The following is a 13,166-nucleotide window of genomic DNA, read 5'->3' as shown; positions in this document are numbered from 1 at the left end:
TGCGGGTGCCGTAAACGGACCGGGGTGCGCCATGTCACCCCGGTCCGTTGCCGTCTAGCCGAGCCCGAGCGACCGCTTCAGGAAGTCGAGCTGGAGCAGCAGCAGGTTCTCCGCGACCTCTTCCTGCGGGGTCATGTGGGTCACCCCGGACAGCGGCAGCACCTCGTGCGGGCGGCCGGCTGCGAGCAGCGCCGAGGACAGCCGCAGGGAGTGCGCGACGACCACGTTGTCGTCCGCCAGCCCGTGCACGATCATCATCGGTCGGTGCGGCTCGGCCGCCTCCACCAGGCCCGCGTCGTCGATCATCGAGTTGCGCCGGTAGACCTCCGGCTGTTCCTCGGGGTGCCCGACGTAGCGCTCCTGGTAGTGGGTGTCGTACAGACGCAGGTCGGTGACCGGGGCGCCGACGACGGCCGCGTGGAAGACATCCGGGCGGCGCAGCACCGCGAGCCCCGCCAGATAGCCGCCGAAGGACCAGCCCCGGATCGCCACCCGGGTCAGGTCGAGCGGGAACCGCTCGGCGAGCCCCTGCAACGCGTCGATCTGGTCCTGCACCACGACCGCCGCGATGTCGTCCTTGACCGCCTTCTCCCAGGCGGGCGAGCGTCCCGGGGTGCCGCGGCCGTCCGCGACGATCACCGCGAAGCCCTGGTCGGCGAACCACTGGGAGGTCAGATGCGGGTTGTGGGCGGCCACCACCCGCTGGCCGTGCGGTCCCCCGTAGGGATCCAGCAAAACCGGGAGTGGGGTGTCACCGGCGTAGTCCCGAGGCATAAGCACGGCGCACGGGATGCGGCGTGCGCCCCCTGTGGTGAGGGTCATGCGCGGAGACAGACCCGGATCTTCGGCATAGGAGCGGACCAAGCCAATCCTCCCCCAGCCTCCGGCCGGGGGTACCCCCTTCTCCCTTCGGTCGCCGTCGCGCAGTACCTGGACCTCGGCCCCGGGCCGGTCGGGCGTATGGGACACGAGCACCGTCACGCCCCCGGCACGCACCGCCGAGTGCACGCCGGGCTCCTGTGACACACGCTCCACGCCGAGCTCGTTCACCCGATACACATGCACTTCGCCGATCTCGGGTTCGGCCGCGGCCTCGCCCGCCGACGCCGAGATCAGCACGTCGTCGGAGGTGACGTCCAGCACCGCGCGGACGTGCAACTGCGGCCCCGTCAGCGGGCGTTCACCCACCGTGAGCACCCGCGCGCCGCCCTCGTCGGCGATGCGCACGAGCTGCCCGGCAGGGCTCCAGCAGGGCACGCCAGGGAAAAGTTCCAGCCATTGTGGATCTTCGTCGGCGTGCACCATCCGGGTCGCCCCCGTCGCCGGGTCCACGGCCAGGAACAGTTGGCTGACCTGGTCGCGCGCCTGTACGAGCAGCAGCGGCGCACCCGCCGCTGACCAGTGCACTCGCGCCAGATAGGGGTAGCGCGCCCGGTCCCAGGAGACCTCCGTGCGCACCCCGTCCAGCCCGATCACGAACAGCCGGACGTCCGCGTTCGGCGTTCCCGCCGCCGGGTACGCCACCCGCTGCGGCTCCCGCTCCGGACGTGCCGGATCGGAGATCCACCACCGGTGCACCGGCGTGTCGTCCGCGCGCGCCACCAGGAGCCGGTCCGACTCGGGGCTCCACCAAAAGCCCCGGTAGCGGGCCATCTCCTCGGCCGCGATGAACTCGGCCAGCCCGTAGGTGACCCCGTCCGACTCGGGCTCGGCGAGCGCACGGTCACCCTCGCCCTCGGCGCCCACCACCCGCAGGGCGCCCTGCGTGACGTACGCGATGTGCCGTCCGTCGGGGGAGGGGCGCGGGTCGATCACCGGTCCGGGGACGGGGAGTTCGCGGGCCGTCCCGGCTTGCAGCTCGGCCGTGAAAAGCCGCCCTGACAAGGCGAAAGACGCCAACTCGACGGCGTGGTCGGTGGCGTGGCCGACGATGCCGGCGCCGCCCTCACGGCTGCGCTCGCGCCGCGCCCGCTCCTCGGGCGAGAGGTCCTCCGAGGCGCCGCCCAGCAGGGCGCGCGGGTCGGCGGCCACGCGCTCCTCGCCGCTCAGTGTGTCGAGCACCCACAGCGAACTCGCCGGGTCCGTACCGGAGGTGGAGCGCAGGAACACGACACGGGAACCGTCGGGCGACGCCGCGAACGCGCGCGGCGCGCCGAGCGTGAACCTCTGGGTGCGGGCGTGCCGTCGGGGGAAGGACACAGGGTCGGTCGTCATGCCCCGACCATATTGGCCAGTGCGCCCCCTTGTGCGGCTGTGCGCCGATCGATGCGCACGTACGGATAGTTATGATCACAACCGCATAGTGGGTATGAACCTGCTGGCTGCTTGATGGATTTATCTGCCCCCATAGTCCGACCCCCGCGCTTGGGATTCTTGGAGGTGAGCCGCCGTGGCACTCTCGATTTCGGCGGTGGTGCTGCTGGCGATCATCGTCTTCCTTCTGATCAAGAAATCAGGGTTGAAGGCCGGACATGCGGTGGTCTGCATGCTGCTGGGCTTCTACCTGGCGTCCTCGACCGTCGCTCCGACCATCAGCGAGCTGACGACGAACATCGCGGGCATGATCGGAAGCATCAAGTTCTGAGCTCCCCCACTCTCGGCTTCGCCCGAGCGGGGGGACCCCACGGCCGCCTCGTAGGGTGGGGTCCATGACGGAACTCCCCGACCGGCGTCTTCTCCTGGTGCACGCGCACCCGGATGACGAGTCGATCAACAACGGCGCGACCATGGCCAGGTACGCGGCCGAGGGTGCCCGGGTCACCCTGGTGACCTGCACCCTCGGCGAGCACGGCGAGGTCATTCCCCCGGAGCTTCGGCACCTCACCGGTGCCGAGCTGGGCGAACACCGCCTGGGGGAGCTCACCGCCGCGATGCGCGAGCTCGGCGTCGAGGACTTCCGTCTCCTCGGCGGCAGGGGCCGTTACGAGGACTCCGGGATGATGGGCCTCGCCGACAACGACGACCCCGCGAGCCTGTGGCAGGCGGACCTCGACGAGGCCGCCCGCGAGCTGGTCGAGGTGATCCTGGAGGTACGCCCCCAGGTCCTGGTCACCTACGACCCCGACGGCGGCTACGGCCACCCCGACCACATCCAGGCCCACCGCATCGCCATGCGCGCGGCCGAGCTCGCCGTGGACGCCGGGTGGGAGATCCCCAAGATCTACTGGAACCGGGTCCCGGGCACCGCGGCCGACGAGGCGTTCGCCCGGCTTCGGGCGGATCTGCCCGAACTGCCGTTCGGCAAGGCCGCCACCGTCGCCGACGTACCGGGAGTCGTCGCCGACGAGCGGATCACCACCGTGATCGACGGCACCGCGCACGCCGCCGCCAAGGCCGCCGCGATGCGGGCGCACGCCACCCAGATCGAGGTCGCCGAGCCGTACTTCGCGCTGTCCAACGAGCTCGCGCAGCCCCTGTTCACCACCGAGTACTACGAGTTGGTGCGCGGTGCGGCGGGGGCACGGCCGGAGACCGACCTGTTCGCCGGTCTCACGCCCGGGGAGGCGTCATGAGCTCCATGCTCGCCCAGCCGCTGAAGCTGAAGCGGCCCTCCGCCCTGCGGGCCCTGGCCTACCTCGCCCTCTTCGTGCTCGGCGCGGTGGTCGGCGTGGCCGGCGCGCTGGTGCAGCCCGCGTGGTTCCCGGGCGGGCTGCTGCTCGCCATCGCCGGCGAGGCCGGGCTGCTGCTGGGCGCCGCCCGGGCGATGGGCGGCCGCGCAGGGGCCGTCGCACCCGCCGGCGGCTGGATGATCTCCGTCATCCTGCTGACCGCCAGCCGTCCGGAGGGCGATTTCCTGTTCGGCACAGGAGCCGCCTCCTACCTCTTCCTGCTCGGGGGCATGGCCGTTGCTGTGATCTGTGCCACCCTCGCGCCGTTGGGGCAACCGGGTGGCGACGACGTCCGACTTGGCAATTGACGTACCACTTCTCCACGACGCACTCGTGCGAGTCCCGTGTGGGTTTCCCAGGCGGTCGTGGGATACGCGCCAGAGGTGGCCAGTATGGTGGTGCGCGCCGCCGAGCCGCCCACAGCAATGAGGTCGAAACGGGCGGTGGAGCCAACCGGGAGAACCTGCCTTGAGTCGTGAAACTGACACTCCGTCCTCCGGGCCCAACGGGCGCGGCGGAGCCGCATACCCCTCGGGCACGCCGCCGTACGGGACCCCCATGGCTTCCGACAGCGCTGCGGACGGGGGCCGTTCGGCCGCTCAGCCGGAGGAACGCAAGACCGAGACGACGCTGACGACCCGGATCCGGATCAACATCCCCGGATCGCGGCCCATTCCGCCGGTCGTCGTCAGAAAGCCCGTCTCCGACGCCGAGAATCCCGGCGACGGCGCCGACACCGAGGCGCCGCCGCCCGCCGGCGCCACGGCCGCGGCCACGGGCAACACCGAGCCCCCGGCCGAACCCGCCGCGCAGCCGGGGGAGAAGACGAGCGACTGGTTCGCACCGCGCAAGTCCTCGGGCGGCAAGGGCGGTCAGGGCGGCCCGGCCACCAACGGTGCCGGTATGCCCGGCGGTTCAGCTCCCGGCGCGGGCGGTTCCGCCGGTACGGGCGCTCAGGCGCCCGGCGCGGGTACCGGTCCCGGGCGGCCCGGCGGTGTCGTCGGCTCGATGAGCGTGCCCGGCGCAGGCTCCCGTCCCGGCGGCGCGAACGGCGCACGGCCGGACGGCGGCTCCCGTCCAGGCGGCGCGGGGCTCCCCGGGGCGACCGGCGGACCGGTGGCTCCCGGGCACGGCGGCGGCACCGGCTCCTTCGACGTCACCGAGGCGCTGGCGGCGGGCCCGCTGGGCAACGGCAACGGCAACGGTGCCCGCCCCGGCGGTGAGGCGCGCCGCGACGACCTGCCGTACTTCGCGGAGAACGGAACCGGCGGCCCGAACGGCCAGGGCGGCCCGAACGGGCAGAACGGCTTCGGCGGCCAGGGCGCGCAGGGCGGTCCGAACGGCCCGAGCGGCTACGCCGCCCAGGGCGGCCCGGCCGGCTTCGACCCCGCCGCCGACTTCAACGCCCCGAGCGACTTCGGTGGCTCCAGCGACTTCAACGGCCCGAACGGCCGTGGCGGCCGGGGCGGCCCGCAGGGTCCCGCCGGCCCCACGACCGGTCCGGTCACCGGCGACGGCCCGGCGGTGCCGCCGGTCGCCGGCGGCGGACAGGGCGGCCGAGGCCGCCCCGGCGTCCGCGGTCCCGGCGGTCCCGGTGGTCCGGGCGGTCCCGGTGGTCCGGGCGCGCCCGGCGGCCCCGGCATTCCCGGCATCAACGTCGGCCCGGCCGGCCCCGCGGGCCCGGGCGCCCCCGGCAACGGCCCGGGCGGGCCCGGTCCGAACGGCCCCGGCGCCGCCTTCCACGCCCCGGGCCACGGTCCCGGCGGCGGCATGAGCGACGACACCGCGATCCTCACCCCGCAGAAGCCGGCCCCCGAGCCCGGCGGCCCGAACTTCGGCGTCGCCGACAACGTCTCCGGCCACACCGTCACCAGCGGCATCCCGGTGGTGCCCGGCGGCGCCCAGAGCGGCCCCTTCGGGCCGGGCGGCACAGACACGCCCGCCGGGCCGCACACGCCCCCGAAGCTCCCCGAGCCGTCCTCGCCGAGCTCCTCGTCCTCGCGCGCGCCGAAGAAGAAGGGCCGCAGCAAGCGGGCCCTGATCGGCGGCGGCGTGGTCGTCCTCGCGGGCGGTCTGTACGGCGCTGGCCTGCTGATGAACCACACCGACGTGCCCAAGGGCACCACCGTGCTCGGAGTCGACATCGGCGGCGGCACCCGCGACGACGCCGTCAAGAAGCTCAACGACGCCTTCGACGAGCGGGTCAGCAAGCCGCTGAAGCTGTCCGTGGGCGGCAAGACCGTGGAGCTGCAGCCGGACCAGGCGGGGCTCCAGTTCGACATGCAGCAGACGGTCAGCACGGCCGCGAGCAGCGACTACAACCCGATCTCCGTGATCGGCTCCCTCTTCGGCAACCAGCGGGTCGTCGACCCGGTCATGCCGACCGACGAGGAGAAGCTGCACGCCGCCCTGGATGACGCCTCCGGCGGCTCCGGCTCGGTGACCGAGGGCACGATCAAGTTCGAGTCCGGCAAGGCCGTGGCCGTCTACGGCAAGGCGGGCAAGGGCATCGACGTCGCCAAGTCCACCGAGGCGGTCGAGGAGGCCTACCGCAGCCAGGTCGAGACGGGCACGTCCGCCGCGGTGGCCGTCCCGACGACCACGCAGCAGCCGTCGGTCTCGAACGCCGAGGTCGACCGGATGATGAAGGAGTTCGCGAAGCCGGCGATGTCCGACATCGTCACCATTCAGACCGACGCGGCCCACAGCATCCCGTTCGGCCCCGTGTCACTGCCGAAGATCCTGTCCTTCAAGGCCGTCGACGGCAAACTCGTGGACACGTACGACCTCGATGCGCTCAAGAAGGCGTACGGCGCCACCTTCAACGGCGTGAAGGTCGAGACCGCGACCGGGAAGCGCGATGTCCTGCCGCAGGACGTCGTCTCGGCGCTGCGCAAGGCTCTGCGGGGCAAGACGACGGCAGAGCGCACCGGGGTCATCGACACCAGCCCGAGCTGAGGCACGACTGTGCGAACGCGTGAAGGCCCGTCCGGGCAGGACGGGCCTTCACGGGTCTCAGGCGGTCACGGGCGCGTGATGCAGTACAGGGCCACGTAGCCCTTGATGCCCTGGTACTTGATCGCGATCCAGAAGTATCCGTCGGTGTAGCCGCAGGCCGTGAAGGTTCCGCCTTCGGAGGCCCCGCCGCACTCCGCTCCCGCGCCCTTGGGGAAGACCCCGAGCGCGGCCGAGCCGGTCGACTTCCCGGCCCGGATCTTCACGCTTTCCTTGGCGTGGCAGTTGATCGCCTGGACCGAGACCGAGTCCGATGCCGCCTGCGCGGGAGCGGCGAAGGCGAGGCCGGCGACGGCGACCATGGCGGTGGCGGCGCTTGCGAGAAGTTTCCGCATGGCAGTTTCCCCCTTGCGATGGTGGTACCCGGCGGGTCGGGCCGAGCGGCGATCACGCTAGCCAATCCGCCGTGCTCATGCCATCACGTTTCCGGGCGTCGCCCTACGACATGACATCTGTCATCCGGCACTCAGGACCGCGGACACTGCCGGGCCCCGGGCCCCCGCGGCCAACCTTGAGCCATGACAACGACAGCGTTGAACACGACGACCGAGGTGGTCGGATTCGACCGGGTGAGCAAGAGCTACGGGAGCGTACGGGCCGTCGACGGGCTGACGCTCGCGCTGCACCCGGGGGAGACCGTGGCCCTGCTGGGCCCGAACGGGGCCGGCAAGTCGACCACGCTCGACCTGCTGCTCGGCCTCAAGCAGCCCGACAGCGGCACGGTGCGGATCTTCGGCACCGGACCGCGCGAGGCCATCGTCGCCGGACGGGTGGGCGCCATGCTGCAGAGCGGCGGGCTGATGGACGAGGTCACCGTCGCCGAACTGGTCCGGCTCGCCTGCGATCTGCACCCGAGGCCGTACAAGGTCTCCGACGTGCTGGCCCGCGCGGGCGTCTCGAAGATCGCCGACCGCAAGGTCGACAAGCTCTCCGGCGGCCAGGCCCAGCGCGTGCGCTTCGCCCTCGCGACCGCCGGCGACAGCGACCTGATCGTCCTGGACGAGCCGACGACCGGCATGGACGTCACCACCCGCCAGGCCTTCTGGGCCACCATGCGTGAGCAGGCCGACCAGGGCCGGACCGTCCTGTTCGCCACGCACTACCTGGAGGAGGCCGACGCCATAGCCGACCGCGTGCTCGTCCTGCACCGGGGCCGGCTGCTGGCCGACGGCACGGCGGCCGAGATCAAGGCGAAGGCCGGGGCGCGGCGCGTCTCCTTCGACCTGCACGACACGGACATCGAAGAGAGCGCTCTGCGGGCGCTGCCCTTCCTCACCCACCTCGACGTGTCGGGCCACACCGTCCGCATCCAGTCCTCCGACGCCGACGCCACCGTCCACGCCCTCTACGGCCTCGGCCTGTACCCCCGCAACCTCGAAGTCGCCGGGCTCGGTCTGGAGCAGGCGTTCGTCGCCATCACGGAGGCCGAGGAGGCCCGTACGTCATGCTGAATTCCTTTGCTTCGCGGGGCCTGATCAAGCTCGAACTCACCCGCGCCCTGCGCAACCGCAAGTTCCTGTTCTTCTCCGTGCTCTACCCGTCGCTGCTGTTCCTGCTCATCGCGGGCAGTGCCGACAGCACCTCGAAGATCGACGGGACGGGCCTGACCCTGCCGACCTACATGATGGTGTCCATGGCCTCCTTCGGCGCCCTCACCGCCGTCCTGATGGGCAACAGCGAGCGCATCGCCAAGGAGCGGGAGGGCGGCTGGGTACGGCAACTGCGGCTGACGGCACTGCCCGGGCACGGCTACGTCCTCGCGAAGACGGCCGGCTCCGCCGTGGTCAGCCTGCCCTCGATCGTGGTCGTCTTCGTCGTCGCGGCGGCCGTGAAGGACGTACGCCTGGACGCCTGGCAGTGGCTCGCGCTCACCGGCGCGATCTGGGCCGGCAGCCTCGTCTTCGCCGCGCTCGGCGTGGCCCTCGGCTACCTCGCGAGCGGGGACGCGGTCCGCCCGATCACGATGATCACCTACTTCGGTCTCTCCATCCTCGGCGGCCTGTGGATGCCGACCACGTCCTTCCCGGGCTGGCTCCAGGACATCGCCAAGTGGGTGCCCACACACGCGTACGCTGCCCTCGGGCAGGCGATCGAACAGAGCCAGGCGCCGCACGCGAAGGACCTCGTCGTCCTCGTCGTCTCCTTCGCCCTGTTCACGGGCGGTGCGGCCTGGCTGTACCGGAAGGACACGTTGAAGGCGTGAGCGGCACAGGCGTCGGGCTCGGGCAGCGCCCGGAGAATCGCAAGCAACGCTTCGTCAAGCTCCTGTGGACCGGCATCTGGCTGGTGTACCTGAGCGCACCGGCCAACGACCTGCTGCACGGCGGTCACAGCACGGGCGTGCGGATCCTCGGCTGGATCGGCCTCGCGGCGTTCGTCACCTGGTACATGCTGCTGCTCTTCCGCACGGGCCGCGGCGAACGCAACAGCGTCGTCCTCGCCTCGCTCGGCGTCCTCGCGGCCCAGTCCACGGTCCTGGCCCTCACCCTGGGCCGGGAGTGGCTGGTGCTGTTCGTGTACGTCTCGATCGCGTCCGGCGCGGCCCTGCCGCTGCGCATGGCCCGCTGGACGATCCCGGGTGCGTCCGCGCTGATGACCGTGATCGCGTTCGCGACACCGGGCGGCAAGGAGTTCCTGGCGGGGCTGCTGATCCCGGCCCTGCTGGGCGGCTTCGCCATGACCGGCGTACGGGAACTCGTCCGCACCACGATCGCGCTGCGCGAGGCCCGCGCCACGGTCGCCCAACTCGCCGCCAACGAGGAGCGGCTGCGCCTGGCACGCGACCTGCACGACCTGCTCGGCCACTCCCTGTCCCTGATCACCATCAAGAGCGAACTCGCGGGCCGTATGCTCCCCGCCCACCCGGACAAGGCGGCCCAGCAGGTCGCCGACATCGAGCAGGTCAGCCGCCAGGCCCTGGTCGACGTGCGCGAGGCCGTCTCGGGCTACCGCCGTCCCCGCCTGGCCGCCGAACTGGCGGGCGCCCAGGTCGCCCTGACGGCCGCCGAGGTGGCGGCCGAGCTCCCCGCCGAGCCGGATCTCACCGGTGTCCCCGAGGACAGCGAGACGGCCCTGGCCTGGGCGCTGCGCGAGGCGGTCACCAACGTCGTACGGCACAGCGGCGCCCGGCGCTGCACGGTCGAGTTCCTGCGTCGCCAGACCCTCGACGGCCTCGTCCTGGAACTCTCCGTCGAGGACGACGGCTCCGGCGACCAGGGCGGCGGCCCCGGCCACGGTCTGACGGGCCTCACGGAACGCCTCGCCAAGGCCGGCGGCACCCTGGAGGCGGCCGGGACCCGGCACGGCTTCCGCCTCACCGCCCGCGTCCCGGTGGCGGCTTCGGCCCACGTAGGATCCGCGACATGAGCCCCACGATCAAGGTCCTCCTCGCCGAGGACCAGTCGATGGTCCGCGAGGCCCTGGCCGCCCTGCTCGGCCTTGAGGACGACATCGAGGTCGTCGCCCAGGTGGCCCGCGGCGACGAGGTCCTGGCGGCCGCCCGCGAGCACGCCGTGGACGTGGCGCTGCTGGACATCGAGATGCCCGGCGCGACGGGCATAGAGGCGGCGGCGCTCCTGCACCAGGAGCTGCCGTCCGTGAAGCTGGTGGTCCTCACGACCTTCGGCCGCCCCGGCTATCTGCGCAGCGCGATGGAGTCCGGCGCCGACGCCTTCCTGGTCAAGGACGCCCCCGCGGCCCAACTCGCCGAAGCGGTACGCAAGGTGCTGGCGGGGGAACGGGTCATCGACCCCACCCTGGCGGCAGCGGCCCTCGCGGAGGGCGCCAACCCCCTGACGGACCGCGAGCGAGAGGTCCTGCGCGCGGCGGAGGACGGCTCCACCAACGCCGAACTCGCAGCGACCCTGCACCTGTCCCAGGGCACGGTCCGCAACTACCTGTCGACGGCGATCCAGAAACTGGCGGTCCGCAACAGGGCGGAGGCGGTACGAATCGCGAGAGAGAAGGGCTGGCTGTAGAACGCGGCCGGCCGCCGCGCCCCTCAGGGGTGCGGGGACAACGCCCTCGCCGGCAACGCCCCAAGGGGCGCGGGGAACTGCGCGATCAGCCACAACGAACCCGCACTCGCCCCGCCGGACAAACCCCCATGGCGAACCGGCGAGACTCAGTTCAACATCGCCCGAGCAGCCCGAGCCTGCCCCCGCACCCGCTCCGCCGCCCCCTCGTCCACCGAACTGATCAACTCCGCGTACTCCTCCAACTCCACGGCCCCCTCGACGAAGTCCCCCCGCTGGACGAGCAACTGCGCCCGCTCGAACCGCAACCGGGCAGGATGCGACGGCAGCGACAGCGACAACTCCAGCGCCCACAGCGCGACATCCGTGCGCTCGGGCCGGGCCGCCGCCCACGCCCGGACGTTGTTCAGGATCCGCATCACCACCTCCAGCGGATCGGCCGGCGTCAGCATCGACGGCTGCAACGGCGCCCCCGTGGCCCCCGCCACCAGCAGATCCGCGTCGCCGCCCGTCAGCACCCGCCCGCCGTCGAAGGGATCGGCGAGCACCTGATCGTCGGCCGGGCCGAACCCCACCACGAAATGGCCGGGCAGAGCGACCCCGTACACCGGCGCCCCCGCCCGCCGGGCGACCTCCAGCCACACCACCGACAGCAGAATCGGCAACCCGCGCCGCCGCCGGAGCACCTCGTGCAGCAACGACGACTCCAGCCGCTGATAGTCCGCGGCGCAGCCGCGAAACCCGTACCGCTCCCCGAGCAGCTCCCGCAGCGCGACGGCCCACGCCCGCGGCCCACCGGGCCGGTACGGCAGCATCCCGGCGAGGTTGTCCAGCTCCACCTGCGCGCAGTCCATCGCCGCCTCGTCCAGCGCGCCGTCGGCCTCCGCTCCCACCAGCAGACACAGCATGGACAGATCAGGCCGCTCGGACCGCGCCTCTTCGGCGAACCGCCGCCGCAGCTCGGCGGAACGTTCGGGGGTCGGGGGGTACAGGGGAGGCATAGCTGGCTCGTGCCCTTTCACGGCGATCGGTACCGCTGCTCACGCTGATCGATAGTGGTGGTACGCGTGATGCGCGCCGAACCCCATCCCGGCGTACATCTCCCGCGCGCCCGCGTTGTCCACCTCGACCTGGAGCCACGCCGCCGACGCACCCTCGTCCAGGGCCCGCCGGGCCAGCGCGGCCATCACCCGGGTGGCCAGCCCCCGCCGCCGCTGCGCCGGATCCACCTCCACGGCGGCGAAACCGGCCCACCGCCCGTCGACGACACACCGCCCGATGGCGGCAGGGGCACCGCCGCCTTCGCCGGGAACCGTCGCGAACCACACCGACGGCCCACTGCCCAGCACCTTCAGCGCCACCTCGCTCACCCCCTTGCGCTGATACCGCGTAAGCCAAGCGTCGTCCGCCGCACGGGACAGCACCACTCCGGCGCCCTCGTCCCGGTCCGCGATCGGCGCCAGCGCCCCGATCCACAGCTCGGCGGAGACCTCCCGGATCCACCCCAGGCGCTCCAGCTCCGCGCACAACAGCTCCTGCGTGCCCTCGGCCCCGGTCGCGGTCTGGATGTACGCGGGGAGCCCACGGTCGCCGTACCAGCGCCGTACGGCATCGAGCGCGGCCGGCAGCGGCAGGCCGGGGTCGCCGAGCGGCAGCGCCGAGTTGGCGCGGCGGGTGAACCCGGAGGCGGCCCGCAGCTCCCACTCGCCGAGCCGTTCGCTCTCCACCGGCCGCCACGCGCGAGCGCAGACGTGCACGAGTTCCTCGTAGGAGGCGGCAGGCCCACGGCGGCGGGCCGGGGCGGCCGGCACCACCTTGCCCGCGACCAGCGACGCTTCCGGAATGTGGACGGTCTCGCCACTCTTCCGTGTGATCAGCAGCACACCGGCGTCCCATGATGCGAGAACACCCACCGTGTCGGTGAACTTCTCACCCTCGGTCGCAGGATCGTTCAGGCGGCGTACAGAGACCCGTTTGCCCACGTCAGCAGCGGTGATACGGACCTCAAGTCGCCCCGTCGCAGATATTTCCACAGGTCAGTTCACCCCTCCTGTTCGGATCATGCCCAAGAACGGAGATACTAGAGGCGGGCATCGACGACGCCGCGCTCCCGCGCGCCAGGCGGCGGAGCCTGAGGAGGCCCGCCAGCGCCCTATCGAGGAGGAACGACAGCGTGACCTACGTCATCGCGCAGCCTTGTGTCGACGTCAAGGACAAGGCGTGCATCGAGGAGTGCCCGGTCGACTGCATCTACGAGGGCTCCCGGTCCTTGTACATCCACCCGGACGAATGCGTCGACTGCGGAGCCTGTGAGCCGGTGTGCCCGGTCGAGGCGATCTTCTACGAGGACGACACTCCGGAGGAGTGGAAGGACTACTACAAGGCGAACGTCGAGTTCTTCGACGAGCTCGGCTCCCCCGGCGGCGCCAGCAAGCTGGGCCTGATCGAGCGGGATCACCCCTTCATCGCCGCGCTGCCGCCGCAGGCCGAGTAGTCCTCAGGGCGACCCGCACAGCGTGCCGCCTCGGTCCCGTACGGCCTGATCGCCTTGATCACCGTACGGGACCGA

13 protein-coding genes are annotated in these 13,166 nt (G+C 72.1%); 9 read left to right on the top strand and 4 right to left on the bottom strand.

Annotated elements, in window-relative coordinates; genetic code table 11:
* Window positions 1–54 precede the first annotated feature (54 nt).
* Window positions 55–2,214, bottom strand: a complete 2,160-nt coding sequence (locus ACZ69Q_RS22525) for a S9 family peptidase (RefSeq protein ID WP_471044559.1) — start codon at window positions 2,212–2,214, stop codon at window positions 55–57.
* A gap of 175 nt (window positions 2,215–2,389) precedes the next feature.
* Between ACZ69Q_RS22525 and ACZ69Q_RS22520 the strand changes: the two genes are divergently transcribed.
* From ACZ69Q_RS22520 to ACZ69Q_RS22505, 4 genes are all read left to right on the top strand, one after another.
* Entirely contained in the window at window positions 2,390–2,584 is a 195-nt protein-coding gene (locus ACZ69Q_RS22520; protein ID WP_019755516.1) for a hypothetical protein, read from the top strand.
* Window positions 2,585–2,648: 64 nt separating this feature from the next.
* The gene (gene mshB / locus ACZ69Q_RS22515) at window positions 2,649–3,512 is read left to right on the top strand and encodes an N-acetyl-1-D-myo-inositol-2-amino-2-deoxy-alpha-D-glucopyranoside deacetylase (RefSeq protein ID WP_471044556.1); all 864 of its coding nucleotides are present in this window, start codon (window positions 2,649–2,651) and stop codon (window positions 3,510–3,512) included.
* Entirely contained in the window at window positions 3,509–3,916 is a 408-nt protein-coding gene (locus ACZ69Q_RS22510) for a DUF6113 family protein (protein WP_471044553.1), read from the top strand. Before mshB ends, ACZ69Q_RS22510 begins: the two co-directional genes overlap by 4 nt.
* Window positions 3,917–4,076: 160 nt before the next feature.
* Window positions 4,077–6,566, top strand: coding sequence for a hypothetical protein (locus tag ACZ69Q_RS22505; RefSeq protein WP_471044552.1), 2,490 nt, complete (start codon window positions 4,077–4,079; stop codon window positions 6,564–6,566).
* 65 nt (window positions 6,567–6,631) lie between these two features.
* On the opposite strand, the gene ACZ69Q_RS22500 is transcribed toward ACZ69Q_RS22505, so the two are convergent.
* Window positions 6,632–6,958: an SH3 domain-containing protein gene (locus ACZ69Q_RS22500; protein WP_471044550.1), complete on the bottom strand. Its 327-nt coding sequence runs from the start codon at window positions 6,956–6,958 to the stop codon at window positions 6,632–6,634.
* Between the two features lie 183 nt (window positions 6,959–7,141).
* On the opposite strand from ACZ69Q_RS22500, the gene ACZ69Q_RS22495 reads away from it, so the two are divergent.
* The 4 genes from ACZ69Q_RS22495 to ACZ69Q_RS22480 are packed head-to-tail and all read left to right on the top strand — an operon-like array spanning window position 7,142 to window position 10,600.
* Window positions 7,142–8,074, top strand: a complete 933-nt coding sequence (locus ACZ69Q_RS22495) for an ABC transporter ATP-binding protein (RefSeq protein ID WP_471044548.1) — start codon at window positions 7,142–7,144, stop codon at window positions 8,072–8,074.
* The gene (locus tag ACZ69Q_RS22490) at window positions 8,068–8,826 is read left to right on the top strand and encodes an ABC transporter permease (protein ID WP_471044545.1); all 759 of its coding nucleotides are present in this window, start codon (window positions 8,068–8,070) and stop codon (window positions 8,824–8,826) included. Before ACZ69Q_RS22495 ends, ACZ69Q_RS22490 begins: the two co-directional genes overlap by 7 nt.
* Window positions 8,823–9,989, top strand: coding sequence for a sensor histidine kinase (locus ACZ69Q_RS22485; RefSeq protein ID WP_471044544.1), 1,167 nt, complete (start codon window positions 8,823–8,825; stop codon window positions 9,987–9,989). The genes ACZ69Q_RS22490 and ACZ69Q_RS22485 overlap by 4 nt, the downstream gene beginning before the upstream one ends.
* Complete coding sequence (locus tag ACZ69Q_RS22480) at window positions 9,986–10,600, top strand: response regulator (protein ID WP_471044542.1); 615 nt, start codon at window positions 9,986–9,988, stop codon at window positions 10,598–10,600. The genes ACZ69Q_RS22485 and ACZ69Q_RS22480 overlap by 4 nt, the downstream gene beginning before the upstream one ends.
* A gap of 146 nt (window positions 10,601–10,746) precedes the next feature.
* On the opposite strand, the gene ACZ69Q_RS22475 is transcribed toward ACZ69Q_RS22480, so the two are convergent.
* A complete protein-coding gene (locus ACZ69Q_RS22475) occupies window positions 10,747–11,598 on the bottom strand; it encodes a transglutaminase family protein (RefSeq protein ID WP_471044539.1) in 852 nt (283 codons plus the stop codon).
* 39 nt (window positions 11,599–11,637) lie between these two features.
* Window positions 11,638–12,630, bottom strand: coding sequence for a GNAT family N-acetyltransferase (locus ACZ69Q_RS22470; RefSeq protein WP_471044537.1), 993 nt, complete (start codon window positions 12,628–12,630; stop codon window positions 11,638–11,640).
* Between the two features lie 140 nt (window positions 12,631–12,770).
* Here ACZ69Q_RS22470 and fdxA point away from each other — a divergent pair, with 140 nt between their 5' ends.
* A complete protein-coding gene (gene fdxA, locus ACZ69Q_RS22465; protein ID WP_030961637.1) occupies window positions 12,771–13,091 on the top strand; it encodes a ferredoxin in 321 nt (106 codons plus the stop codon).
* Window positions 13,092–13,166: the final 75 nt, after the last annotated feature.

The sequence above is a fragment of the Streptomyces sp. NPDC036764 genome (assembly GCF_055609385.1).
Note: the sequence above shows the minus strand (reverse complement) of the source record. Positions and strands in the feature narration are given on the sequence as shown.